This is a genomic window from uncultured Pontibacter sp. (genome assembly GCF_947499215.1).
Lineage (GTDB): Bacteria > Bacteroidota > Bacteroidia > Cytophagales > Hymenobacteraceae > Pontibacter.
The window spans coordinates 814,986-841,366 of the sequence record NZ_CANMNI010000003.1 but is presented as its reverse complement, the minus strand read 5'-3'; the positions used below and the strand labels follow the sequence as shown (position 1 = coordinate 841,366).

23 protein-coding genes and 1 tRNA gene are annotated in these 26,381 nt (G+C 48.6%); 7 read left to right on the top strand and 17 right to left on the bottom strand.

Annotated elements, in window-relative coordinates; translation table 11 throughout:
- Nucleotides 1-22: 22 nt before the first annotated feature.
- Together Q1A04_RS17525 and holA are read right to left on the bottom strand one after the other, a co-directional pair.
- Nucleotides 23-3,070, bottom strand: a complete 3,048-nt coding sequence (locus Q1A04_RS17525; protein WP_299708576.1) for a tetratricopeptide repeat protein — start codon at nt 3,068-3,070, stop codon at nt 23-25.
- Between the two features lie 233 nt (nt 3,071-3,303).
- Complete coding sequence (holA, locus tag Q1A04_RS17520; protein ID WP_299708574.1) at nt 3,304-4,353, bottom strand: DNA polymerase III subunit delta; 1,050 nt, start codon at nt 4,351-4,353, stop codon at nt 3,304-3,306.
- Nucleotides 4,354-4,504: 151 nt separating this feature from the next.
- Here holA and Q1A04_RS17515 point away from each other — a divergent pair, with 151 nt between their 5' ends.
- The 3 genes from Q1A04_RS17515 to tyrS are packed head-to-tail and all read left to right on the top strand — an operon-like array spanning nt 4,505 to nt 8,483.
- Nucleotides 4,505-5,224, top strand: a complete 720-nt coding sequence (locus Q1A04_RS17515; RefSeq protein WP_299708573.1) for a 3'-5' exonuclease — start codon at nt 4,505-4,507, stop codon at nt 5,222-5,224.
- Nucleotides 5,221-7,125 carry a DUF294 nucleotidyltransferase-like domain-containing protein gene (locus Q1A04_RS17510; protein WP_299708571.1) on the top strand — a complete coding sequence of 635 codons (1,905 nt, stop codon included), beginning with the start codon at nt 5,221-5,223 and terminating at the stop codon, nt 7,123-7,125. Before Q1A04_RS17515 ends, Q1A04_RS17510 begins: the two co-directional genes overlap by 4 nt.
- Nucleotides 7,126-7,178: 53 nt before the next feature.
- Nucleotides 7,179-8,483, top strand: coding sequence for a tyrosine--tRNA ligase (gene tyrS, locus Q1A04_RS17505; protein WP_299708569.1), 1,305 nt, complete (start codon nt 7,179-7,181; stop codon nt 8,481-8,483).
- Nucleotides 8,484-8,561: 78 nt separating this feature from the next.
- Here tyrS and Q1A04_RS17500 read toward each other — a convergent pair whose 3' ends face one another.
- Nucleotides 8,562-8,753, bottom strand: coding sequence for a histone H1 (locus tag Q1A04_RS17500; protein WP_299708567.1), 192 nt, complete (start codon nt 8,751-8,753; stop codon nt 8,562-8,564).
- A 106-nt stretch (nt 8,754-8,859) separates the two neighbouring features.
- Entirely contained in the window at nt 8,860-10,098 is a 1,239-nt protein-coding gene (locus Q1A04_RS17495; RefSeq protein WP_299708565.1) for an aminotransferase class I/II-fold pyridoxal phosphate-dependent enzyme, read from the bottom strand.
- A gap of 209 nt (nt 10,099-10,307) precedes the next feature.
- Here Q1A04_RS17495 and accC point away from each other — a divergent pair, with 209 nt between their 5' ends.
- Nucleotides 10,308-11,810 carry an acetyl-CoA carboxylase biotin carboxylase subunit gene (gene accC / locus Q1A04_RS17490; RefSeq protein ID WP_299708563.1) on the top strand — a complete coding sequence of 501 codons (1,503 nt, stop codon included), beginning with the start codon at nt 10,308-10,310 and terminating at the stop codon, nt 11,808-11,810.
- An 81-nt stretch (nt 11,811-11,891) separates the two neighbouring features.
- Here accC and bshB1 read toward each other — a convergent pair whose 3' ends face one another.
- The 8 genes from bshB1 to Q1A04_RS17450 form a co-directional block, all read right to left on the bottom strand.
- Complete coding sequence (bshB1, locus tag Q1A04_RS17485) at nt 11,892-12,611, bottom strand: bacillithiol biosynthesis deacetylase BshB1 (protein ID WP_299708561.1); 720 nt, start codon at nt 12,609-12,611, stop codon at nt 11,892-11,894.
- Between the two features lie 13 nt (nt 12,612-12,624).
- Entirely contained in the window at nt 12,625-13,635 is a 1,011-nt protein-coding gene (locus tag Q1A04_RS17480; protein ID WP_299708559.1) for a M23 family metallopeptidase, read from the bottom strand.
- A 175-nt stretch (nt 13,636-13,810) separates the two neighbouring features.
- Nucleotides 13,811-14,749, bottom strand: a complete 939-nt coding sequence (trxB, locus tag Q1A04_RS17475) for a thioredoxin-disulfide reductase (RefSeq protein WP_299708557.1) — start codon at nt 14,747-14,749, stop codon at nt 13,811-13,813.
- A 155-nt stretch (nt 14,750-14,904) separates the two neighbouring features.
- Nucleotides 14,905-15,768 carry a sigma-70 family RNA polymerase sigma factor gene (locus Q1A04_RS17470; RefSeq protein ID WP_007656436.1) on the bottom strand — a complete coding sequence of 288 codons (864 nt, stop codon included), beginning with the start codon at nt 15,766-15,768 and terminating at the stop codon, nt 14,905-14,907.
- Between the two features lie 191 nt (nt 15,769-15,959).
- Nucleotides 15,960-18,098, bottom strand: a complete 2,139-nt coding sequence (gene pnp / locus Q1A04_RS17465; protein ID WP_299708555.1) for a polyribonucleotide nucleotidyltransferase — start codon at nt 18,096-18,098, stop codon at nt 15,960-15,962.
- A 147-nt stretch (nt 18,099-18,245) separates the two neighbouring features.
- Entirely contained in the window at nt 18,246-18,521 is a 276-nt protein-coding gene (gene rpsO / locus Q1A04_RS17460; RefSeq protein ID WP_116543530.1) for a 30S ribosomal protein S15, read from the bottom strand.
- A 117-nt stretch (nt 18,522-18,638) separates the two neighbouring features.
- Nucleotides 18,639-20,066 (bottom strand): LptF/LptG family permease, encoded by a 1,428-nt coding sequence (locus tag Q1A04_RS17455; protein WP_299708549.1) that lies wholly within the window; start codon nt 20,064-20,066, stop codon nt 18,639-18,641.
- A 101-nt stretch (nt 20,067-20,167) separates the two neighbouring features.
- Entirely contained in the window at nt 20,168-20,569 is a 402-nt protein-coding gene (locus Q1A04_RS17450) for an START-like domain-containing protein (protein ID WP_299708547.1), read from the bottom strand.
- A gap of 134 nt (nt 20,570-20,703) precedes the next feature.
- Here Q1A04_RS17450 and Q1A04_RS17445 point away from each other — a divergent pair.
- Together Q1A04_RS17445 and Q1A04_RS17440 are read left to right on the top strand one after the other, a co-directional pair.
- Nucleotides 20,704-20,777: transfer RNA gene (locus tag Q1A04_RS17445), tRNA-Met, on the top strand.
- Nucleotides 20,778-21,077: 300 nt separating this feature from the next.
- A complete protein-coding gene (locus Q1A04_RS17440; RefSeq protein WP_299708545.1) occupies nt 21,078-21,554 on the top strand; it encodes a DUF4168 domain-containing protein in 477 nt (158 codons plus the stop codon).
- 67 nt (nt 21,555-21,621) lie between these two features.
- On the opposite strand, the gene Q1A04_RS17435 is transcribed toward Q1A04_RS17440, so the two are convergent.
- Nucleotides 21,622-22,887, bottom strand: a complete 1,266-nt coding sequence (locus Q1A04_RS17435) for an alginate export family protein (protein WP_299708543.1) — start codon at nt 22,885-22,887, stop codon at nt 21,622-21,624.
- Between the two features lie 25 nt (nt 22,888-22,912).
- Between Q1A04_RS17435 and Q1A04_RS17430 the strand changes: the two genes are divergently transcribed.
- On the top strand, nt 22,913-23,050 hold the full coding sequence (locus Q1A04_RS17430; protein ID WP_299708541.1) for a hypothetical protein: 138 nt from the start codon (nt 22,913-22,915) through the stop codon (nt 23,048-23,050).
- Nucleotides 23,051-23,124: 74 nt separating this feature from the next.
- On the opposite strand, the gene rplT is transcribed toward Q1A04_RS17430, so the two are convergent.
- The 4 genes from rplT to thrS form a co-directional block, all read right to left on the bottom strand.
- Complete coding sequence (gene rplT, locus Q1A04_RS17425; RefSeq protein ID WP_220627401.1) at nt 23,125-23,469, bottom strand: 50S ribosomal protein L20; 345 nt, start codon at nt 23,467-23,469, stop codon at nt 23,125-23,127.
- A gap of 97 nt (nt 23,470-23,566) precedes the next feature.
- Complete coding sequence (gene rpmI, locus Q1A04_RS17420; protein WP_007656420.1) at nt 23,567-23,761, bottom strand: 50S ribosomal protein L35; 195 nt, start codon at nt 23,759-23,761, stop codon at nt 23,567-23,569.
- Between the two features lie 23 nt (nt 23,762-23,784).
- On the bottom strand, nt 23,785-24,309 hold the full coding sequence (gene infC, locus Q1A04_RS17415) for a translation initiation factor IF-3 (RefSeq protein ID WP_007656418.1): 525 nt from the start codon (nt 24,307-24,309) through the stop codon (nt 23,785-23,787).
- A 119-nt stretch (nt 24,310-24,428) separates the two neighbouring features.
- On the bottom strand, nt 24,429-26,369 hold the full coding sequence (gene thrS / locus Q1A04_RS17410) for a threonine--tRNA ligase (protein ID WP_299708534.1): 1,941 nt from the start codon (nt 26,367-26,369) through the stop codon (nt 24,429-24,431).
- Nucleotides 26,370-26,381: the final 12 nt, after the last annotated feature.

Sequence of the window (26,381 nt, the reverse complement as noted above, 5' to 3'; positions counted from 1 at the left end):
CTCTTCAGCATCATCTGATGTATTATTGGTTACCTCCCTGCAGTGTGTCAGCCGGGCTGCTGTCAGCGCCGCCTAATTTTGCCAACTTCTGCTTAGCCTCTGCCACAATCTCCGCCTCAGGTGAGTTTTCGATAATTGAATTCAGCGTTGCACGGGCTTGGAAGGTCTCCTTCTGGGCAACATAGTTGTCGGCAATAATCAGGAAGGACTTGCCCAACCAATAGTCGTAGCTGGAGAATTTGGTGTTGAAGTCGAAGGCCACATCAATAGACTCGCTGTGCTTCTTCTGCTTGTAAAGGATCTCGGCTACCAGATACTGCGCTTCAGCGCCATTCTCATCAGCCGCAGCCGCAGCAGTTTCTCGCAGTTCCTTAAGCGCCTGCTCCAAGTTTCCTTCCGCATACGTGGCTTTGCCTTTGTAAAGAAGGGCCGTGTTATAAACATACAGCGCCGCATTGCCCTGACTGATCAGCTCGTTGGCGATGCGCTTGGATGAGCTATAGTCCTTTGTCAGGAAGTGGCTCTTCATCAAACCGGTGAGAGCTGTTTGCTGCTCGCGACGGTTAATGGCCAGATCACGCAGACGGCTGTAATACTTGATCGCCTCTGGGTAATTCTTGTTCTCAAACTCAGCATCAGCCACTTTCTGAATGGCACGGTTCAAGTACTCCGTTTTGTTTTCAGTAATTACTTCTTTCATGCGCGGCAAACCTTCCTGCTGGTTATCTACTCTCATATATGAGTCTGCTAAGAAGTAGCGGGCGTCGCTGGCAAAAGGACTCTTCGGATAGGTCTTTAAGTAACTCTCCAATTTGGTTAGAGCCTGATCGTATTTCTCATTGAAATAAAGCGTCTTAGCAGCTTCGAATTCAATGCTTTCTAGAGCATTACTCTCAGGGTTGGCCGTTCTGAATTTCTCAGCATACGTATCAAACTCTTCGCTTTTGTTTTGAGCAGCGAGTACTTCCTGCAGACTGTAAAGCGAGCCGCTGGCGGAACGTGAATTCGGGAATTCATCGACTACGCGCTTATAATCCGCAGCTGCCTCAGCATTGCGCCCCATGTTAGCATAGGCTATCCCTCGTTTTTCGAGCGCATTTGGCAGGAGTTTGCTCTGTGGTCTACTTTGGATCAGGTTAGTGAAACCAGTGACAGCCGAAGGGTAGTTACCGGCCTCGAAATCGATGATCGCGCGCTGGTACATGGCAGGTTCCACATAGCGTGACTTCTGATATTGAGTTATCACAGTTTGCAGATTTTGCTTCGCGCCATCTTTGTTGCCACTCAAACTCTGTACAATACCCTTCTGGAAGTACACGTAGTCTTTGTCAGGCGAATTGGAAGCCAGCACCTTGTCATACAGTCCCAAAGCTTGGCTATACTGCTTGTTCACGTAGTGCAGGTCAGCCAAGCGTATCATAGCATCGTAATGGTTCGGATCGCTTGGATTGGTGGCATCCACATAGGCCTTGAAGTGCGGCTGGGCCTTATCGTACTCTTTGGAGTTGTAGTAGGCATAGCCGATACCATAGCGTGATTTCAGGTAGTAGTCTGATTTACTGGCACCGCTATTGCGGAATACAGCCGCATAACTGTTGATGGCATCCACGTAACGCTGTCCCATGGAGTAAGCCTCGCCCTTCACAAAATGACTGGCTGCTGTGATTTCTTTGTCGTAGGGGTACTGAAGCGATTTGTCGAGCAGCGCAACCGCCGATGGGAATTTGCCCTCGTTAAAAAGGTTTACCCCATACAAATGCGTCACACGCTGGTAAGTTTCCAGAATGCGGTAGCTCTTGTTTGGCATGTTCTCAATGTGCCGAATCGCCTCTGGATAGTTATTGGAGTTGAAATAGGCCTCACTCAACAGATTGTCCACTTCGGCGGCATGCTGTGATTTCGGGAAATCCTGATTAAAAGTCTGCAAGGAGTTGAAGACCTCACGGAAGTTGCCCAGTTCGTAACTTACCTGCGCATATTTTACGGTAGCCGCCTCTGTTATTTCCTTGTCATGATCATTTTTGCGGGCCTGATCAAAGGCGGTCATCGCATACTGCTTGTTATCCTCGCGGAGGTAGCTCAAACCCAAATAGTAAGCCGCATTCTGACCGAGTGCGTCTTTTTTGCTCGCTACTTCTTTAAAATTGGCAATGGCATTCTTGTAGTTGCCGTTCTTGTAGTCTGTGAAGGCGATCTTATACTGTATAACCGGTTCTAGCTTGCGCTTGCCCTGTGCATACTGGCTAAAGTACTTTTCCGCCGACTTGTAATCCGCGCGCTGGTAGTAGGCATCCCCGACTAACAGAGCAATCTCATCAGCCTGCTGCACCTTCGGGGTTTTGGCAAGTGCTGCCTCTCCGTAGCGGATCACCTCATACACGTCATTCTCCTTATAGAGAATCTCTGTAATCATGTAGGGCACAATCTGGGCATAGGCCTCATTTTTTTCGGCGATCAGAAGATCTGCCTTCGCACCGTCATAGTCGCCTTCGCGGTAGGCAATGTAGCCGGCATAGTAGTTAGAAGCGTAAGCAAAACGATGCTCATCCTCCCGGAAGCCAGTCGTTTTGTTCTTGTCGAACCAGATTTTGGCGTTTTTAAAATCTTTGTTGGCGAAGTAAGAATAGCCTAATTTGAACTCCAGCTCTTTGTTCTGCTTAATGCTCAGCAAATGCGTCGGAGCACTTTCCAGTTTCTCAACCGCTTTTTTATAGTCCTTGTTCTCAAAGTAGTACAGGCCCAGCTCATAGTTAGCCAATGTGGTCTTCGGGTGTGTCGGAAACTTACGCGTGAAGTTCAGAATCAACTGCTCCGCGTCAGGGTGCAGCAGGTACAGACCGCTCAGCGCATAATAGTACTGTGCGTCCGCCGTCTTGGCATCGTCGCCAATCAGGTTGATGTACTTGCGAAAAGCTTCCTGCGCCGCGCCATACTTGGCTCGGTCAAAAAGCTCCACTCCCTCATGGTAATGTTTGTCTTTTGCGGTGAATACCTGCGTGTGCTGCGCGACCGCCACATGGCTTCCTCCAGCCAGAACCGATGCCAGCGCTACTTTATAGGCTATCTTCATATGTGTCTTTTTGCTCCCTCAGAAGCTAATCTTATGGCTATTTTTAGGACCAACGGTACTGAGCGCCGAATCGCACTACAGTCATCGTGACCAACTCAAAGTTAAATAAAAATTGACAACCGCACGAACCAACACGCAATAAACATCCGAAAGCACGTACCTGACCCGGACCAACGCCCTTTATACAATGCAGCTAGTGCAGCAAATATTGTACTGCAAACGCTAAATTGTACTTAATGAAATGTTAAAGTTCTGGGCACCGGGTGAAGGATCTTGAAAACCAACTCTTTAAGAATTTCAGCTTCACTCATATCACCGCCCGAGACACCCTTTACCTGCAGGTCAGCCACGCGTATGTGGTGGATAATGTCGGCTACGCGGCCCAGCGGATACGCACGCAGCGCCTGCATGTATTCCTTCACCAGAAAGCCCCGATTGCCTAAGCTCTTTCGAACTCCGGATTCAGTTTTATCAGCCGACTGGTGCAGGGTCAGGAGCTTGGTGAAAAACGAAAACAAAAGGCTTAGGTTAGGTATAAGCGGGTTGTTTTTTGGGTTGGCCTCGAAGTAGTGAATGATGCGGTTTGCCTTCAGGGCATCCTGCGCAATCAAAGCGGACTGTAGTTCGAAAATATTGTACTCTTTACTGATGCCTACGTTCTCCTGCACTACCCGCTCGTCTATTGTCTGCCCCGGCTTCAGGTTAATGAGCAGCTTGTCTATCTCATTTGCCTGACGCGACAGGTCGGCCCCGATGTATTCGCTCAGCAGCATCACCGCCTTCGGACTGATCTGCAGCCCCTTGGACTTCACATACCCGTTGATCCAAGTCGGCACTTGATTGTCATACAGCTTTTTGGTGGTGAGCAAAACAGCGTGCTTCTGCACCGATTTCCCCAATGCTTTGCGACCGTCTAAGGACTTGTGCTTATGGCAGAAAACCAATATGGTGGAGGGCAAAGGATTTTGCAGGTAGGCTTCTAGCTGCTTCATACCCTCCTCGCGCTCCAAGTCCACGATGCTCTGCGCCTCTTTCACGATCACCACCTGCCGCTCAGACATCATCGGGAAGCGTTTCGCCTGCAACAACACTGTGGCCACATCTACGTCCTTACCGTACACCACCACTTGGTTAAAGCCTTTTTCGTGCTCCTTCAAGGCGTTGGCCTCAATGTAGTCGGCTATCTGGTCGATGTAGAACGGCTCCTCCCCCTGCAAAAAATACACGGGCGCGAACTGCCTTTTCTTCAGTTGCTCTATAATGCCTTCAGGTGTGTGCGACATGCTTTTTGGTAGGTATAATGTGTCAGCGAATCAGGTATACAAACATCAAATATACTCTATCCTGCGCTGCAAAAGAAAGACAAAGTGGGCAAAATGAAGATTATACCCTGCCCGTGTCACAGCCGTATGAAATTATACCTAATTTTATAAAGTGAACGCCTACCTGCTCTTTGTTGACACTGAAACTTCCGGTCTGCCTAAGGACTGGAGTAAGCCCTATTCTGCCCGGGACAACTGGCCGCACATTGTGCAGGTCGCATGGGAGGTCTATACCCGCGAAGGCGATCTGGTTAAGTCGGAGAATTTCTACATCAAACCCTCCGACTACGAGATGAGCCCTGTTTCACAGAGCATTCACGGTATCAGCTTAGAATTTTTGGAGCAGAATGGTCACGGCCGTTATGAGGCGATGCAGCAATTGCAAAAGGACTTGTTAAAGTTTAAACCGCTAGTAGTGGGACACTTTATGCAACTCGATTATCATATGCTCGGCCTCGGTTTTTACAGGGCTGGACTGGATAATCCGCTCGAGCAGCTGCCCACTTTCTGCACCATGCAGGCTACAGGGCATTTTATACGGGAAGCCCGCCACCGCCACATGCGGCTTGGTGAACTTTACATGCGGCTCTTCGGGGAGCCACTCCAGCAGGAGCACGATGCACTAATTGATGCCCACGCCACAGCCCGCTGTTTTTTTGAACTCTGGCGCGCAGGCGACATTGACGAGCGCACCATTCAATTGCAGCAATCGCCTATACCTGAAAAGGCACTGCGCAAAAAACCCAGAAGCCATCGGCGGAAGCTACTGTATGTAATTAGCGCCCTTCTTATCATTTTGCTCCTATACCTTGCAACCGCTCTTTTAATATGAACCCAAAATCCAAATTCTTAAAAACCGTCAAGCCCTTCAACCTGCTTCCGGATGAGGTACTGCAGGGCGTGGCTGAATTGCTGCAGGAAGTACAGCACCCCAAAGACACGATCTTATACCTGCAGGATGTTTCGAAGCTGCGAGGAGTCGATATTATCGTGCGGGGGGAGTACGAGGTATTCTTTTACGACAGCGAGCAGAACAAAAGACTTCCGGTCAGGTATGGCAGTGGCCATTGTTTTGGAGGTGCCTCCATCCTGCTAAACCGCCGCCGATCATTCCGCACGGTCATCCCCTCCAAGGGCACCGTGGTTTATACCTTGCACCGCAAAGAGTTTCTGGCACTTTGTCAAGCCTATGAGGGCTTCTTCCATTATTTCACAGCCGAGTACGGACGCCGTATGCTTGATGAAGAGTATGCGCACTTCATCAGACCCTCCCGCATACAACCCGAAAACAACATTGCGGCTGACCAACTGTATTCCCGAAAGCTCCAGACCATAGAACCAAGGGCCATCGTGTCCTGCTCCGGCGACACTTCTATCACACACGCGGCCCAGACGATGATAGATCAGAAAGTCAGCTGTCTTTTCGTGAAAGATGAGCAGGAGCAGATAGTTGGCTATATCACGGACCTTACCCTCCGCAACAATGTGGTGGCCAGACAGGTAGATTACAGCCGTCCCGTTCAGGAAATTATGGACCAGCCCATTATCTCCATCAGTTCACAGGCCTACATTTATGAAGCGGTACTGCTCATGTTCCAAACCCGCGCCCGCTATCTGCTTATAGAAGAGGCAGCTGGGTATAGCGGGTTCATTAGCCGCAACAAACTGCTCAGCAGTCTGGCCCAGTCCCCTTTTATGTTCATACAGTCGGTAAAGCTGGCCCGAAACGTTCCGGAGCTCAAACAGCGCTGGCAAAAAGTGCCTGAACTAGTGTACCAATTACTCAACCGGGGCGTGAAGTCTGAGATTGTGAATCAGGTGATCACGACGGTGGCCGATACCATAGCCATCAATGTAATAGAGGGCGTGATCGAGGAGATGGGGCCTCCACCGGCTAAATTCGTCTTTATGGTGCTGGGCAGTGAGGGCCGACAAGAACAAACCCTACGCACCGATCAGGACAATGCCATCATATACGAAGACAAGGCCAACGAACAGCGCGAAATGGTACGGGACTACTTTTTGGCTTTTGCCACTATCGTGTCAGAACGGCTTGACCACATAGGCTTCAGTTTTTGCGAGGGGGGATTTATGGCCAAAAACTCTAAATGGACACACTCCCTCTCCCACTGGAAGCGCAACTACAGCACTTGGCTCGCAGAATCGGACCCGGATGCGGTGCTCAAAGTGGCTACCTTCTTCGACTGCCGCTTTCTGTATGGCGATGCGTCCATTATGGACGAGCTGAAAGCCTTTCTGAATGAGGAGCTCAAAAACCCAAGGCATAGGTTTCTGCACCACATGGCCCAGAACGCGCTACAGTATGAGCCGCCACTTACCTTTTTCAATACAATCAAAACTTTCAGCAGTGGCAGTCAGCAGGTATTTAACCTAAAGAAGACCATGACACCTATCGTAGACTTGGTGCGCGCCTACGCGCTGCGCAACCGTATTTTCTTAACAAACACCGGGGAACGCCTAGAAGCACTCGCCCAAATGGGTATTTTCACTGAAAAGGAGCGTCAGGAACTGTTACAGGCCTATTATTACCTGATGGGGATGCGGCTGAAGAAACAGGCGATACAGATCATTGACGACCGAAAAGCGCCCGACAATCTGCTGGACCCTAAGACACTCACCAAGATAGAACAAGTAACCCTAAAAGAGATATTCAAGGTGATTGGCGACTTCCAGACCAAGATCAAAGTGAGCTTTATGGAGACCTTATATTAAGGGTTGTGCCAACTCTTTTTTATATTTGTCCGGAATAGACGATTTAGGCTTACATGAACTTGATAGAAGAACTAAGATGGAGAGGCATGCTCCACGATTTCATGCCCGGTACGGAGGAACAACTTGCATCCGGTATGACGACCGGCTACATTGGCTTTGACCCGACGGCATCATCATTGCATATCGGCAACTTGGCCACCATCATGCTGCTGGTACACTTGCAGCGTGCAGGCCACAAACCCGTGGCATTGGTAGGCGGCGCCACCGGTATGATCGGAGACCCTTCTGGAAAATCAGCAGAACGTAATCTGCTTGATGAAAACACACTGTTGGCTAACCAAGCGGGTATACGCAAGCAACTGGAGAAATTCCTTGAATTTAACAGTGGTGCGAACTCCGCAGAGATCGTGAACAATTACGACTGGTTTAAGGAGTTTAGCTTTCTGGGCTTCCTGCGCGAGGTGGGCAAGCACCTAACCGTAAATTACATGATGGCTAAGGACTCGGTAAAGAAGCGCATCAGCGCCGACGAAGAGGGCAACCGAGCCGAGGGTCTTTCTTTCACAGAGTTTTCTTACCAGCTGATACAGGGCTACGATTTCTACCACTTGTACAAGCACCACAACGTGCGACTGCAGATGGGAGCCTCTGACCAGTGGGGTAACATCACCACAGGCACGGAGTTGATCCGTCGTATAGATGATGGCAAAGCTTTCGCTTTAGTGGGTAAATTGGTGACCAAATCGGATGGCACTAAATTCGGTAAGTCAGAGGGTGGCAACGTATGGCTAGACCCGGCCCTCACCTCTCCTTACAAGTTCTACCAGTTCTGGCTGAACCTGTCTGACGAGGAGGCTGAGAAACTGATCAAGGTATACACGCTGTTGCCGCAGAATGAAATAGAAAGCCTAATAGAGGAGCACAAACAGGCCCCGCATTTGCGTGTATTGCAAAAAGCCTTGGCTAAAGATGTTACAATTCGCGTGCATTCCGAAGAAGATTACAAATCCGCAGTCGATGCTTCTGAAATTTTATTTGGAAAAGGCGATCTAGATACGCTAAAAGGCCTTCGGGAGGATATTTTGCTATCAGTGTTTGAAGGTGTGCCGCAGATAGAAGTGAGCCGCGGCCATTACGAAGGAGCTGCCACGGTTAGCGATCTACTTTCTGAAGTTACGGGTGGCCAAATCTTCGAATCGAAGGGCGAAGCCAAGCGCATGATCAAGAACGGCGGCGTGAGTATTAACCGTCAGAAAATTCAGGGAACGGAAGATCCGGTAAACTACGAGCTACTGCAGCAAAAATACCTTGTTGTACAGAAGGGTAAGAAAAACTATTATTTAGTTTCAGTTAACTAACTGAAAAACAGTTCTTTAAAAACAAAAGAGGTGGTCTGAAAAGACCACCTCTTTTGTTTTACTTGCTATAAGAGCTACTTATTTCGTCTCTGTAGCGCTGTTTTTCATGTCCTGAACTTCCTTACGGATGTCCTGTGCCATGTTTTTCAGGTCTTGCATACCCTTACGTACACGAGTACCAGCAGCAGCGTTGTTCTTGTCGTAGAATTTTTCGAAGTCAGCTTCCAACGACATAACTAGGTCCTTGAGTTTGCTAAAGTTGTTGTTCATTAGAGGTGTTTATTATAGTGAAACATTTGTTTTTACTGCTCCAATATACACATTAAATGATAACATGCAAAGATTAGCAAACTTTAATATATGCCTTTAAAGCAAATTAAGCAGAAACCTGTGCCTTAGAGTATAGACCTTTGTCTAGTTTTTGTGCAATCTTTTCGAAAGCATCGATTGTCTCCTTCACATCGTCCAAGGTATGAACGGCGGTAGGGATTAGACGCAGCATGATCACGTCTTTCGGCACAACAGGGTACACCACGATGGAGCAGAAGATGTTGTAGTTCTCACGCAGATCGAGCGTCAGCTGGGTTGCATCTGGAATCTGGCCGTTCAGGAACACAGGCGTAACCGGCGACTCAGTTGTACCGATATTAAAGCCTTTCTCACGCAGACCAGTCTGCAGGGCATTCACCACCTCCCAAAGTTTGTCTTTCAACTCAGGCTTTGTGCGCAGTAACTCCAAACGCTTGATGGCACCAACTGTCAACGGCATTGGAAGCGACTTGGCAAAAATCTGCGAGCGCATGTTGTAGCGAAGGTACTCTACTACCTGCTCATCTGCGGCCACGAAGGCACCGATGCTAGCCATGGATTTGGCAAAAGTAGAGAAGTACACGTCTATACCGTCCTGCACACCCAAGTGCTCCCCAGTTCCGGCGCCTGTTTTACCCATGGTACCGAAACCGTGCGCATCGTCTACAAACAGTCTGAATTGGAATTTTTTCTTGAGCTCTACCACTTCTTTCAGATTGCCCAAGTTACCGGACATACCGAATACTCCTTCCGTGATCACCAGAATGGCACCACCTGTGTTTTCAGCCCAGCGAGTGGCACGCTCCAGTTGTTTCTCAAGGCTCGCCATGTCGTTATGACCATACACGAAGCGCTTGCCTTGGTGCAGACGCACACCGTCGATAATACAGGCGTGTGACTCCGCATCATATACAATTACGTCATGACGGTCCACGAGCGCGTCAATGATCGATACAACACCTTGGTAGCCAAAGTTCAGCAACAAAGCGTCAGGTTTCTGCACAAAGTCAGCCAGATCGGACTCCAGCTTCTCATGCAGGTTCGAGTTACCGGACATAATACGGGCACCCATCGGATAAGCCATACCCCATTCAGCAGCCGCCTCAGCGTCAGCTTTACGTACTTCCGGGTGGTTAGCCAAGCCCAAATAGTTGTTAAGGCTCCAAGTAAGTACCTCCTTGCCTCTAAACTTCATACGCGGAGCAATCTCCCCTTCAAGCTTTGGAAACGTGAAATAGCCATGCGCATAATGTGAGTGGCTGCCTAACGGACCTCTGTTGGTCAACAACTTTTCAAATAAATCCACCTTGTGTTTAATTAAGTTTCGGGATAATTTAAGGTTCTGATATAGTTAGTTATACTATATATTCAGTTCTGAGTATAATGACTGCAAATTTATGATTTTATAGATTCATAAACAATTTCTAATACTCTCTAGTCCCCTTTTTGGGTAGCTCATTTTTATGTTTGCCCACAATACCGTTAATTTGAATAAAAATAAAGCTTAGCTACTGCATGAGAAAAATCAACAAGATACTCGTAGCCAACAGAGGCGAGATAGCACTGCGCGTGATGCGTTCAGCCAAAGAAATGGGTATCAGTACGGTAGCCATCTACAGCGAGGCAGACCGCAATGCCCTGCACGTGCGCTATGCCGACGAGGCGGTGTGCGTAGGCGGCCCCAAATCAAACGAATCGTACCTGCGAGGCGACGTAATCATAGATGTCTGCAAGCGCCTAAACGTGGACGCCATTCATCCGGGTTATGGTTTCCTTTCTGAAAACGCAAATTTTGCACGGCAGGTTAAAGAAGCCGGTCTTATTTTCATTGGCCCCTCTCCTGAAGCCATCGAACTGATGGGCAGCAAACTGGCTGCGAAAGCCGCTGTTGCCAAGTACAAGATACCCATGGTACCGGGCACCGAGGAAGCTATCACGGATGTGGAGGAAGCTAAAGAAATCGCCTCTAAAGTCGGATTCCCGATCCTGATCAAAGCCAGCGCCGGTGGCGGTGGCAAGGGTATGCGTGTAGTCGATAGCGTGGACGTGTTTGAGGAGCAGATGAAATTGGCTGTTAGTGAGGCTACTTCAGCTTTTGGCGACGGCTCCGTATTCATCGAAAAATACATCGGCTCACCGCGTCACATCGAGATTCAGGTGCTGGGCGATACGCACGGCAATATCGTACATCTTTTTGAGCGTGAGTGCTCTATACAGCGTCGTCACCAAAAAGTAATCGAAGAAGCCCCATCAGCTGTTCTGACCCCGGGACTGCGTGATGAGATGGGCCGCTGTGCCGTCAATGTAGCCAAGGCCTGCGACTATGTGGGAGCCGGCACTGTAGAGTTCCTAGTGGATGAGAATCTGAATTTCTACTTCCTTGAAATGAATACCCGTCTGCAGGTAGAGCATCCGGTGACGGAACAAATTACCGGACTGGACTTGGTAAAAGAGCAGATCCATATTGCAGAAGGCAAGCCCTTGGGCTTCCGCCAAGAAGACCTTACAATAAATGGTCATGCGTTGGAGCTGCGTGTGTATGCCGAAGATCCCATGAATAATTTCCTGCCGGATATTGGTCGCTTAGAAACCTATGTTCGTCCGCAGGGATTGGGAGTGCGTGTAGATGATGGTTTTGAGCAAGGCATGGACATTCCGATCTATTATGATCCGATGATCGCCAAACTAGTGACTTTCGGCAAAGACCGTCAGGAGGCCATCGAAAAAATGCTGCGAGCTATCGAGGAATATAAGATAACAGGTATAGAGACCACACTCCCATTCGGCACTTTTGTGCTGCAGCATGAGGCCTTTGTTTCAGGCAATTTCGACACGAAATTCATCGAGCGCTATTTCAGCCCAAGCGTGCTGGAACCAAAGCCTACTGAAGACACGGAAGAAATCGCCGCCGTGCTGGCCGCCATACTGCTTGGCAACAATAAGCCAAAGGTAACCGCTACCACAACGGAGACTCAGAATGGCACCGCTTCAAACTGGCGAAAGAACAGAGTTAAATAAGGTATAAGTAGCTTAAAACAGAAAGGGCCGGATTTAGATCCGGCCCTTTCTGTTTATCATATTTTGGAGAGAAAATCCGAGTTAGATCAGATCAAAGAGGTTGCGAACGCCCACCTGCTTGGCAGAGGTGAAACCCTCTCCGTAGGTCACTCCTATGGCATGCCCATACTCTCTCGCTCTGGACTCGATGAAATCTAAAAACTCAGGCGAAGAAATATACGTGTTCGGGGAAGTATCATCAGGGTTATAGAACTGTGTTTTGAAGGCACGGATGGTTTCCATTTTCTTCTCCCAATAAGGGGTAACGTCCATCACGAAGTCCGGCTTGATGTAGCGATCCTGTATGAAGTTGTACATGCCCTTCGGGCGCCAAGCCGCTTGTTCCAGCCCATCATCGCCCAAGGTTTTGATCATTCTAAGGCCGGCCAAGAAACAAGCCTCGGCAACTACAGCAGCACCCCGGCCATGGTCCGGATGACGGTCGTGGATAGCATTCATCAGCACAATATCAGGCTGGTACTGGCGTACCTTTCTCACAATCTGCAGCTGATGTTCTTTGTCATTAGCGAAGAAACCATCAGCAAAACCCAGATTATCACGAACAGACAGCTGCATGATTTTGGCGGCTTCTTCGGCTTCAGCAACACGCTCCGCCGGTGTTCCTCTTGTACCCAGTTCACCCCGCGTTAAATCCACTACGCCAGCTTTTTTTCCGGCCGCAATATGCGCAATGAGTGTACCCGCACAGCCCAACTCTACATCATCCGGGTGTGAGGCAAAGGCAAGTATATCTAATTTCATCCTTTTGTCTAATTTATTTGATGCGGAGCGAGCGCCCAACTTTTAGGGTAGTCCGCGTGCTGATGCCGTTTAGTCTGGTAATCTGGGAAACGGATATGCCATAGCGCTTCGCTATACCTGACAGGGTGTCGCCGCTGCGCACTTTATGGTAAGAAGCCTTTCGCGATCCACTCGATTTCGAACCCTTGGCTTTGTTATAATAGTTAAATACAGCTGACGTAATCACAAAGCTTTGCCCTTTGAGCAGGTAGTCTGGAAAGTCATACATCAACTCAGGGTCAAGCGGGTTCCCTTGATAGCGGACCTCGTAATGCAAGTGTGGACCAGAACTGCGTCCCGTGCTCCCCCCCAGTCCGATCACCTCACCGGCTTTTACAAACTGGCCCGTCTCGGCAATGGTCTTGCTCATATGCCCGTAAAGCGTTTCGAGTCCATTGTAATGACGTAACACAATGTAATTGCCATAGCCACTGCCATCCCACTTGTTTATACGCACTACCCCGTCGAAAGCGGCGTAAATGGAATCGCCCGTGTCCAGATCAATGTCAGTGCCGTAGTGCCAGCGATAGCCCCTGTGGCCGAAACGGCTCGTAACAGGCGTCTTCTCCAATGGCATTTTATAATCACGCTTTACACGAGGATCATACAAGGTAATGTCAACTGTATCTTTCAGCTGACGCCCGTCCATACGGTAAGGGTTGATGTTCCGCGTGTCCCAAATAGCATAATAGCCCGCAATCTTTATCCACGTGGAGTCAATTAGCACTTCTTCCGAAACCTCAACGATGTGCTGCTCCCCCAGATCTAGATCAGAGGTGTCTTCGCTTACAATGGAAAGCTCTTTTTTCGGGTTGAAGAAAATGGATTTCCCCGCATCAGAATCATCGTCTGGAAACTCCTCATACTTGATCAGTATCGTGGTATCCGGACGCACGTAGTCGATTTTGGGCGACTTCACTTTGAACAGGTCCTTGACCTTACCCTGTGCAAAAGCACTCTCTGTTCCGCATAGGAAACAGAGCATAAATAGTGCAATTGAAAGGGGTGCTTTAAACTTTAGCATTAGATTTGATATTAGACGGAGCTGCGTTCTTAAACTCATTCTCGCAATCACTAACTACAGCTTCGCCATTTTATTGTGGCTATACCCAAGCGTATGTGCTATATCATCATAAGCCGGGTATGCCGCACGCAAATATTTAGTGCAAATCCTGAGCAGCCAGATAACGTTCCGCATCAAGGGCGGCCATACAACCTGTACCGGCAGCAGTCACCGCTTGGCGGTAGGTGAAGTCCTGCACGTCGCCACAGGCAAAAACACCGTCGATGTTGGTCTTGCTAGTGCCCGGAATGGTGCGGATATAACCGTTTTCGTCTAGGTTCAGGTATTCGGCGAAAATATCGGAGTTTGGTTTGTGCCCGATCGCCACAAAAAAACCTTTCACCGGAATCTCACGCAACTCATCAGTCAGCACATTGCGTACACGCACTGCCTCTACCACTTCCTCACCCAGAATCTCATCCGTAACTGAATTCCAGAGTATTTCAATGTTCTTCGTCTTCTTCACGCGTTCCTGCATGATGGTTGAAGCACGCATTTCGTCGCGACGCACGATCATGTATACCTTGTTACAGATATTAGAGAGATAGGTCGCCTCCTCTGCTGCCGTATCGCCAGCACCAACGATGGCCACATCCTGGCCACGGTAGAAGAAACCATCACAAACGGCGCAAGCACTTACGCCATTACCGTTCAATCTCGCCTCCGACTCCATCCCCAGCCATTTGGCTGAAGCGCCAGTAGAGATAATCACAGTATGCGCCTCAATCACTTTCTGATCGTCAATGGTCACTTTATGCGGTTGTGAAGAAAAATCAACGGCTGTGGCGATGCCATACCTTACATCTGTACCAAAGCGTTCAGCCTGACGCTTAAAGTCCTCCATCATCTGCGGACCGTTAATGCCATCCGGGTAGCCCGGATAATTTTCTACATCATTGGTGATGGTAAGTTGGCCTCCCGGCTGCAGTCCTTGGTATAAAACAGGATTGAGTCCGGCTCTAGAGGCATATATAGCTGCTGTGTAACCAGCAGGGCCAGAACCGATGATCAAACACTTAACTTTTTCTATTTCCATGTGGTTGTAAAACTAAATCGAAATTTGGTTGCAAGTATACAAAATTTCTCATGCTCTGCCTGCATACTACCTGTGTTAATTAGGCAGAAGGCCAGCTGCAGAAATAAAAAAAGCCCTGACCTTTGGGCCAGGGCTTTTTAAATGTCATGTTAAGACTAGCCTAAGTAAGGCTTCAATGCTTTGCTTCTGGATGTATGGCGCAGTCTGCGAATCGCTTTTTCTTTGATCTGGCGCACACGCTCACGGGTCAGGTTGAACTTCTCCCCGATCTCTTCCAAGGTCAGTGAGTGCTCACCGTTTAGGCCAAAGTAAAGTGTGATCACGTCAGCTTCACGTTTCGTCAGCGTAGATAATGCACGCTGTACCTCTTTGCGAAGTGAGTCGTTCATCAAACCAGTGTCCGGAGACTCTTCGTCCTCGTTTTCCAGTACGTCTAGCAGACGGTTTTCCTCGCCTTGCACAAATGGGGCGTCAACTGATACGTGGCGACCTGAAATCTTCAGCGTATCGACTACCTCGGCTGTGGTCAGCTCCAGTACTTCGGCGATTTCTTCAGGTGACGGCTCACGCTCAAACTTCTGCTCCAGTTCGGAGAAAGATTTAGAGATCTTGTTCAGGGAACCAACACGGTTAAGCGGCAGACGCACAATGCGTGACTGCTCAGCCAATGCCTGCAGGATCGACTGACGGATCCACCAAACGGCGTAAGAGATAAACTTAAAGCCTCTTGTCTCGTCAAAGCGCTTAGCCGCCTTGATCAGACCCAAGTTTCCCTCATTGATAAGGTCGCCCAGCGAAAGGCCTTGGTTCTGATACTGCTTGGCTACCGACACAACGAAACGCAGGTTAGCTTTTGTCAATTTCTCAAGCGCAAACTGATCTCCCTCTTTGATCCTCTGTGCCAGCGACACCTCCTCATCCGGGGTAAGCAAATCAACTTTACCAATCTCTTGCAGGTATTTGTCAAGCGACTGGCTTTCGCGGTTGGTGATCTGTTTGCTTATCTTGAGTTGTCTCATCAGAGTATATTGTTATTGCAAAAATGTAAAAATCTTAATTTCGGGCTCGCTGTGGTAACATCAGAAAATCGCGCAAAGTTCTTACATTTTACGAATAAAATCAAGAACCTCGAACGCGAGGGGAAAACATAATACTCCTGACGCCATTCCGTCTTATACGGAACGGGCATCAGGAGTATTAAATAGTAGGATTAATTTTGCTCTGCAGCGCCCGGCTTAGGAAGAATAGCCTTGCGTGAAAGCTTGAATTTACCAGTCTTCTTATCTACGTCGATCAGCTTCACTTTCACTTCTTCACCGATCTCCAGCACACCCTCCATGATCTCAAGACGTTCGTGCTTGATCTCAGAGATATGCAGCAATCCGTCTTTACCCGCCATGAACTCAACAAAGGCACCGTAAGGCTGAATTGACTTCACCTTTCCGATGTAAACCTCGCCAATCTCCGGCTGCGCCACTATCGCCTTGATCTTAGAAACAGCGTTGTTCATAGAGTCTTGGTTGCTAGCGAAGATGTTCACGTGGCCTTTCTCATTCTTCTCCTCGATGATGATCGTAGCACCCGTGTCCTTCTGAATCTGCTGAATCACCTTACCACCTGGTCCGATTACGGCACCGATGAACTCCTTATCAATCACAATATTGAATGATCGCGGTGTATGCGGTTTGTAGTCAACGTTAGGAGCGGCAATGGTTTTGTTCATCTCGTTCAGGATGTGCAGACGGCCTTCTCTTGCCTGTGCAAGGGCTTGGCTCAACACATCGTGTGACAGCCCCTGTACTTTGATGTCCATCTGGCAGGCGGTGATACCTTTGCTGGTACCGGCCACTTTAAAGTCCATGTCACCCAAATGGTCCTCGTCACCCAAGATGTCAGATAGAACGGCGAATTTGCCCGTTTTCTCATCTGTGATCAATCCCATGGCTATACCTGAAACTCCATCCTTTACAGGAACACCGGCATCCATCAGAGCCAGTGAGCCGGCGCAAACTGTCGCCATTGAAGAAGAACCATTTGACTCCAGAATATCAGACACGATACGGATCGTGTATGGGTTTTCAGAATCTGCAGGAAGAACTTTCTTAAGGGCACGCAGGGCTAGGTTACCGTGACCTATCTCACGACGTCCTGGGCCTCTGTTTGGCTTCACCTCGCCAGTAGAGAAGGCAGGGAAGTTATAGTGCAGCAGGAATTTATTTGTACCTGACACCATAGCGCTGTCGATCATCTGCTCGTCCAGCTTGGTACCAAGGGTTACAGTGGTCAATGACTGCGTTTCGCCACGGGTGAAAACAGCAGAGCCATGGGTAGCAGGCAAGTAGTTTATTTCTGACCAGATAGGGCGAATTTCGTTCAGTTGGCGACCATCTAAACGAACGCGGTCGTTCAGAATCATGTTGCGAACAGCTTCCTTCTCCACATCGTGGTAGTAGGTTTTGATAAGCGTCATGTCATAGCCATGCTCCTCACCTAATGACTCAACAAACTCGTTCAGTACAGCTGCAAAGCCTTCTTTACGCTCAGACTTGTTTGCGCGGCCTCTTTTGGCTACTTCCAAAGCCTTGTCGTAAGTGGCACTGTATACCTTCTGACGTAGCTCGTCATCATGCGTTTCGTGTGAGTACTCGCGCTTCTGCAGTTTGCCTACCATCTCGGCAAGCTCCATTTGGGCTTGGCATTGTACTTTAATGGCTTCGTGAGCAAAAGCGATTGCATCCAGCATCTCCTGTTCAGATACTTCGTTCATCTCGCCCTCTACCATGGCAACGCTGTCGATAGAGCCACCCACGATCATGTCGATGTCTGCGTTACGCAAGTCAGACACTTTCGGGTTGATTACAAACTGACCCTCGATACGCGCTACGCGTACTTCAGAGATCGGGCCGTTGAAAGGAATGTCAGAAACAGCAAGGGCTGCAGAGGCCGCCAAAGCCGCTAGGGCATCCGGCATGATCTCAGCGTCAGCAGAGATCATATGTATAGTCATTTGCGTTTCGGCATGATAGTCTCCCGGGAACATTGGTCGCAGGATACGGTCAACCAAACGCGAAATAAGAATTTCGTAATCTGAAAGTCTTGCTTCTCTCTTCAGGAAGCCTCCAGGTATCTTACCAGAAGAAGCGAATTTCTCCTGATAGTCAACAGAAAGAGGCAAAAAGTCAACCCCTTCACGGGCATCTTTATTGGAAACAACAGCCGCAAGTAGCATGGTAGTACCCATTTTAACTACTACAGAACCGTCAGCCTGCTTGGCTAGTTTACCAGTCTCGATTGTAATCTCCCGGCCATCCGGAAGAATGATTGTTTTTGTGATCGCGTTTTGTGACATCTTCAATTATTATTTTTTTAGCATCAAATACAACAGGGCTACCGTTTGCAGCCGCTGCTAGGTTACTGGCAAAGAGGAAGGGGAATAAGGAGAGGGATAGAAAAAATTAGGGAATCCCTGTAAGAAATTCCCTAATATTCTATAAGCTTATTTACGGATACCAAGCTCGGCGATGATCGCTCTGTATCGCTCAATGTCGTTTTTCTGCAGGTAGTTCAGAAGTCTTCTTCTTTTACCAACCAGCTTAAGAAGACCAAGACGAGTGCCGAAGTCTTTCTTGTGAACCTTCAGGTGCTCTGTCAGATCAGCAATGCGCGTAGTGAACAGCGCGATCTGGCCTTCAGCAGAACCAGTGTCAGTCTTAGACTTGCTCAGGCTGTGCTTTTCAAAAATTTCTTGTTTCGCTTCAGTAGTTAATTTCATTGCGTATAAAAAATATCAATCTGTTATATTCAGTGGATAGATTCCCGTATAAGCCGCAAAGTTATACAAATTATCTATATTAAAAAATTATTTGCGCAGAGTTATTCTCAGCCTGCCCTATATTTTATTGCGCTTCAAGCGCGTCATCAACTTGCGCCAGAAGTCCACTTCCAGCAGACTAGAGTCGTTCTGCGCCTGATACAGGAAGAAGAGTCCTATCGGCAGCAGAATGGCATTAGCCCCCCACATACCTGCTCCAACAGATATCAGACCCTCCCTTGCCCACTTCTCACCGAGTATTCCCAGCACATACATCACGATGAAGAAGATGATGGAAATGATCACCGGCACACCGAGCCCCCCTTTCTTGATAATAGCACCAAGTGGCGCACCGATCAGGAACATGATCAGGATGGCGGCCGACTGCGTGTATTTTCGCCAAATCTCAATCTCATAGTTATTGGCATCGCGCTTCAGCGTGTTGATGCGCTCCAAATAACTGGATGTAAAACTCTTCACATTGCGGGCTTTCGTTGAAGCCGACATAAGAATATCGGCATTTAAGTCTACAAGTTGACGCGCCTTCACTACAGAATCTGGCTCCGCCCTGTTCAGCACAATACCATTCTTAACATTGCCGGTATCGGCTTTAAAATACATGTAGAAGGGGTCAATATTGGGCGCATACATCCTTTTCTCCCGATCACCTGAACGCCTGAGCGAATCTGTGACGGTGCTCAACTCATTGATGTTCTTCATCATTTTGTTGTCAGAGAACAGCTCCTCTCGCGTTCGCCCCAATTCAAATGAGGCCAAACTGAAGATGATTTTGGTGGCGTCAAATTTCTCACGGACAAACTGCTCGGAGGAACTTCTAAACCCTCCGTCATTCTGATCCACATAGGTATTGCCCCTAAACAGCTCTAGCACCAAGTAGTTGTCGTCATACTCCGTGTACATCTTGCCAGAGTCGGCCAGTATCACGGTGGTGTTGTTCCCCCCTTTCGAGTGGTCATAGATCATGATGTCGCGCAGGGTGCGGCCATCGTTCAATTTTTCATTGATTTTGATGCTGTAGCCGGGGAGGCCATTGTAAAAAGCACCCTCCTTAAAGTTCATGGCAGGTTTTTTCTGGCGAATATCCCATAGCAGACTATAGGCTTTCAAGTTGGCTTTGGGCACCACGAAGTTGTTGAAAAAGAAGGCACCGATCGCCACAGCCACCACAAGGAAAGCAACCGGGCGCAGAATGCGCGGCAGTGCGATACCGGACGTCTTAATAGCCGTCAGCTCATGGTGCTCACCTAGGGTGCCAAATGTCATCAGCGCGGAAAGCAGCACCGCCAAAGGCAGCGCAATGGGCGCCATGTTTATACTGAAGTAAAACAGCAGCTCGGCAAACACGTCGTATCCGAGGTCTTTCCCAACCAGTTCATCCAGATACTTGAGCATATACTGCGTGAGCAGAATAAACTCCACAATGGCAAACGTAAGAAAAAACGGTCCGGCAAAAGACCTTAATATAAGCTTATCTAATTTCTTCATGAGGGCCTAATGGCATTGGGGCGGTAGAATAGCCCGGGTTTTTCTTTTAACACCGGACTTTCAAAAATCGTGCAAAGATAAGCCTTTAGCGGCAAGATGCGCTACCCTCCCACTATTTCGCGGAGCTTCTGCAGCAAATGCTCCCAGAGTTCAGACAGTTCCTCTTCATCATCCTCTTCAGAGTAGTCCATTACTTTCAGGTACTGCTCCTGCGTTAGTTCGCTCGACTCAATAGAGAAATCTATGTAAGAAGGATCTGAAGCGTGGCTCTTGTCATCGTTCAGGAAAAGAAAGCGTACCGAGCGGTTCGTGCGGTGGCTGGTCATTTCGGCGTAGTGATTGCGCCCATCCCAATAAAAGTTAAACACCTTGTCCTCATCTATCGATACATCGTCACAGAACCACTGTGCCAGTCCGCTTGGCGTGCTCAGATAAGGGTATAACAGGCGGGCAGAAGCATTGATGGGGTACTCACGCACAAATTTAGTCTTTGTAGCTCTCATTTTCGGTATTGTAAGTGTCTGAGTAAGTATAGTGTTAATTTCTGATTCGCTAAATATACAGAAAATAAAATATTTTTTTGTGCGACAATTGTTGCTTTTTTAAAAATTTACCCCCTATATTTGCACCACAATTCGGCGGGGTAGCTCAGATGGTTAGAGCGCAGGATTCATAACCCTGAGGTCGGCAGTTCGATTCTGCTCCCCGCTACAAGGCTCTAGATAAACTCTAGGGCCTTTTTTTATGCCCATCACTTTTCTGCCAGTCAAGGCCTATCAGGAGCCGAATCTATTGCATTATCTTCCTAACATATTGCGTTCAGTAAAGAGATTTCTGTTTGCTTTTGGACCAATCCGGCAATTTCTCTATCTTAAAATTTACGAGGTGTCTCAGCTTTGCTGCGTAATCCGCATTTCAGCTGCTCTGCCCCTTATTGTGGCACAGTTGTAGCCGCCTCTTCACAATCATCTTACAACCTAAACTGCAACCCGCATGTTATCACAGAAGAAAATGAAAAAGATCTTGTTAGGCGCCTTTTTGCTCAGTGCCACCTGCTATGGACAGGCAGCCTTTGCCCAGCAGACAGATTTGCCTCAGCAAGAGGTTCAGCAGGAGGAGAAATTCTCTGAGACTGAACTGAAGCAATTCCTTCAGGCTAACACCAAAGTAACCACCATCCAGAAAGAAGGTCAGCAGACCATGCTCAAACTGATCGAAGAAGCCAACTTAGATGTAGAGCAGTTCAACAAATTTGCACAGGCACAGCGCGAACAGAAACTAGGCGACATCGGCGCTACTCCCGAGCAGCTCGCCGCCTTCGACAAGGCGGCACAGCAGATTGTAGAGATTCAGCCTGCCGTGAAAGAGAATGTAAAGAAAGCCATTGAAGAAGAAGGGCTAACAGAAGATAAGTATAAAGCCATTGTTACCGCCTACCAGCAGGATGAGACGGTGAAGGCTAAGGTTCATGAGTTAATGGCCCGCTAGGCTTCCTGTTTCATATCAGAAAGCCCCTGCCGTCCGCAGGGGCTTTTATTTTGTCTTGGCCATACTCCTACTTAAACGCTTTCAATAATATCCTCGGCTGAATGTTTACCATCATCCAAGCCCAGTCGGCATAGGCCGAAGCATTCCCCGGTTTAATCGCCTCCATGGACTTACCCGCAAACAAGGCGCTATACCCCAAGAAAAATTGTATGTGATCGGCATGCTTGTAGTGCAGTACGGCATCTATCTCCGAACCGAGGTATTTGCTGCCTGTACCCGGTAGCAACTCCGTGGCTCTTAAATTTTGAGCGAGTGCAAAGTAGTGGTAGTCCATCGAGAACGTATACTTTGCATCCAGACTATAACTGGTTTTAATGTAATTGTTCTGCAGGCCACCGTTACGCGTATCTACAGGTATATTGATAAAGTAATCCATGAAACCATAGAACTTATGGTTGGTGGCATACAGGGTGTTAAAGGAACGCATCTTCCGCTCACCGCCCCCCATACCTGACAGATAGTTCGTGCCAATGGTAAATTTCAAGGGCTTTAAGGTATAGCTCGCTTCCGCCACGCCTAGGTAGGCTTCGATCCGCTTACCGTTGGCGTGCTCTCCCGACTGCCTGTAAAACGAACCGCTCACCTGAAAACGATCTTTATTAAAGTTCAAGTCTAGCCCATAGGTATGGCGGAAATACACGCCTCCAACCGTGTCCGGCCGCTGAAAACCATCACTGATGTGCATGGCTGACAATGCCAAATGATCATTTAGCTGTTTTTGCGCCCATACAAAGCCGAGCACTTTATAGTTGTTCAGCCCGTAGTGCGTATCAAACAGCTGCTCTTTCTCTTGGTTAAAGGCCCCGCCCACATCAAAGCTGATCCCATCAGGCCTATACTTAAGCAGCACGCCATCATGGCTGCGGGCCTGCTGCACCCAGTCCACGTTTCCTAGCAAGCGGTCACCATTGTAAACAAACTCCTGTCGGCCAAACCGTACGGAGAACCTGTCAGTCAGTCCAATTTCGGCCCAAGCCTCATGCATAGCGGTGGAGGGCACGTCTCTCAGATGTGCTTCATCACCCCATACCCTGATGTCCTGCAAACTAAAGCGCATCTGCATTTGGTGCTGTTTGTAATCCAATGTGAGCCTAGAGCGCTGATTCACAAAAAAAGCGCCGTCCTGACCGCTTGGTAGACTCTGGTACCCATTGCGCCATTCCGCGCGGGGCCTTATCTGAGGAGTCAGGTGGATCTGTGCCCAAGCCGCTACCATCGGGAACCACAGCAGGGCCCCTATCAGCAGCAATTTCCGTGTAAAATTTACCTCCATACCTTTATTTTTAAGCATTAAAACCATGAAACAGCCGCGCTTTTACAGGTATAGCCCCAGCTTTTGGGGAATCGCTGGAAAAAGCGCCGCCATGATGCCAAGTACCACATTGAGAGGCTCTGATGCGATGACACCGGTCATGCGTAAAGATGACTTTGGTTAGTTTGCTGGAAAGTTACAAAAGCAAAAAGGGCCTGACTTGCGTCAGGCCCTTTGCTGTAATATATCTAAAGTAAATTACTTTACCTTGTCAACGATGCTCTTGAAAGCTTCTGGGTGGTTCATCGCCAAATCAGCAAGTACTTTGCGGTTCAGGTCGATATTCGCCTTCTTCAGGGCGCCCATTAGCTGAGAGTAAGACATGCCATGCTCACGTGCACCGGCGTTGATACGCTGGATCCATAGGGAGCGGAAATCTCTCTTTTTCGCTTTTCTGTCGCGGTAAGCATAAAGCAAACCTTTTTCAATTGCGTTTTTCGCAACTGTCCAGACGTTCTTGCGACGGCCAAAGTAACCTTTGGCCATTTTCATCATTTTCTTTCTTCTGTGTCGCGCTGCGACAACGTTTACCGATCTAGGCATTTCTAAAAAGTTTTGGCGGCTGGTGATTAAATTTTAATCTTCAAAAGACCAGATGCCGGGTTCGTACTAAATAATTAACCGTTCTAATTCCGGGGAATTAGATTTGAAGCATTAATTTCACGCGGTCCATATCAGCTGAGCTAACAAGGCCAGTGTGAGTTAAGTTACGCTTCTGCTTCGTCGTCTTCTTGGTCAGGATGTGGCTTTTGTAAGCGTGTTTACGCTTGATTTTGCCAGTACCTGTCAAAGAAAAACGCTTCTTTGCACCAGATTTTGTTTTAACTTTTGGCATGTGTATATAATTAATTAAACAAATTACTTTTTAGCAGGAGGGGCCACTTTTGGCGAAAGGATCAAGAACATTCTCTTTCCCTCCAATTTAGGCAGCTGCTCCACTTTCGCGATGTCCTCAAGCGCCTGAGCGAATTTAAGCAACAGGATTTCCCCTCTTTCCTTAAACACGATCGTACGTCCGACGAAGTGCACATACGATTTGATCTTGAAACCACTTTCTAGGAAAGACTTCGCGTGCTTCAGCTTGAACTCAAAATCGTGGTCATCGGTGTTAGGTCCAAAACGGATCTCCTTAATGACTACTTTCTGAGCCTTGGCCTTCATCTCACGGGTTTTCTTCTTCTGCTCGTACTTGAATTTCGAGTAGTCGATAATACGGCATACCGGTGGATTAGCAGTTGGCGAAATCTCAACAAGATCAAGATTCTGCTCGTTCGCTATTTTCTGAGCATCTCTTGTCGAGAATACCCCCTGCTCTACATTGTCACCAACTAACCGGACCTCTCTGGCAGTTATTTTATCATTGACTTTGTATGGCTCTTCCACTTTTCCGCGTGGGATGTAGCGCTTGTTTGGCGTAGCTATGGTTTTACCTCCTTAAATTTAGTTTCTACAATCAGGGTGCGAATATCGCAATTTTTATATCAAGAAAAAAATATCTTCTCTTAATTGTTCAGCATCTCAGCAATTTTTGACTGAAAGGAAGAGATGAATTCCTCCACTGTCATGGTGCCTAAATCGCCTTCTCCGTGCTTTCGAACAGAGACTGCACCGTTCTCCTGCTCTTTCTCACCTACGATCAGCATGTACGGCACCTTACTAACTTCCGCGTCGCGTATCTTACGTCCGATCTTCTCGTCGCGGTTGTCCACGAAGCCACGGATGTCCTCTTGCTGCAAGCGGTCGTATACCTGCTGCGCAAAGTCTTGGTACTTCTCCGAAATAGGCAGGATGGCAAACTGCTCTGGGCTCAACCACAGCGGGAAGTTACCGCCGCAGTGTTCGATCAGCACAGCCACGAAGCGCTCCAGCGAACCAAATGGCGCACGGTGAATCATCACAGGGCGATGCTTGGCATTGTCAGCACCGATATACTCCAGTTGGAAGCGTTCCGGTAACTGATAATCCACTTGAATAGTTCCCAGCTGCCACTTACGACCCAATGCATCGCGTACCATAAAGTCAAGCTTTGGTCCGTAGAACGCGGCTTCTCCCAGTTCGGTTACAGTGCGCAGGCCTTTCTCTTCGGCTGCCTCAATGATCGCGCTCTCTGCTTTCTCCCATGCCTCGTCACCACCTATGTATTTCTGCTTGTTCTCCGGATCACGCAGGGAGATTTGGGCAGTATAGTCCTCAAAGCCGAGCGCATTGAACACGTATAGCACGAGGTCAATTACCTTCTTAAACTCGTCTTTCACTTGATCCGGACGGCAGAAGATGTGCGCATCATCCTGCGTAAATCCACGCACGCGGGTCAAGCCGTGCAGCTCGCCGCTTTGCTCGTAACGGTATACCGTGCCGAACTCGGCAAAACGCACCGGCAGCTCTTTGTAAGAGCGCGGACGGGTCTTGTAAATTTCGCAGTGGTGTGGGCAGTTCATCGGCTTCAGGAAGAACTCCTCCCCTTCGTTTGGTGTCTTGATCGGCTGGAATGAGTCTGCTCCGTACTTCTCGTAGTGACCGGAAGTGATGTAAAGCTCCTTGCTGCCTATGTGCGGTGTAACCACTGGCTGGTAGCCGGCTTTTACCTGTGCCTTACGCATAAACTGCTCCAGACGCTCACGCAGCAGCGTGCCTTTCGGCAGCCATAGCGGCAAGCCCATCCCCACTTTCTCAGAGAAGGCAAACAACTCCATTTCTTTACCCAATTTGCGGTGGTCACGCTTCTTGGCTTCTTCTAAGCGCTCAAGGTACTCTGTAAGTTCCTTTTGCTTAGGGAAGGTAATGCCATAGATACGGGTCAGCTGCTTGCTCTTCTCGTCGCCGCGCCAGTAGGCACCGGCCACGTTCATCAGCTTAGCCGCCTTAATAAAGCCAGTGTTAGGGATATGCGGTCCACGGCAAAGGTCCACGAAGTTACCTTGGGTATAGAAGGTGATGGTACCATCCTCCAAGTCCTTGATCAGGTCCAGCTTGTAATGGTCACCTTTCTCTGTGAAGTACTTCTCGGCTTCGGCCTTGGAAACCTCCTGACGCTTGTACTCATTCTTGGCACGCGCCAGTTCCAGCATTTTCTGCTCTACCTTGGCAAAGTCGTCCTGTGAGAAAGCCTTACCCTCCCCCAAGTCCACGTCATAGTAAAAGCCGTTCTCAATCGGGGGACCTATGCCGAACTTGATGCCGGGGTATAGCTCCTCCAATGCTTCAGCCAGCAAGTGGGCTGAAGAGTGCCAGAAAGTGTTCTTGCCCAAGTCATCGTTCCATGTAAGCAGTTGCACGCCAGCATCCGCCTCAATAGGACGCGAGAGATCCCAAACGGAATCACCCACTTTTACAGCCAGCACATTACGTGCTAGTCCCTCACTGATGCTGGTGGCAATCTCTAGGCCTGTCACGCCTTTTGGATACTGGCGCACAGAGCCATCTGGCAGTGTGATGTTGATCATGTTTTTTTCTTA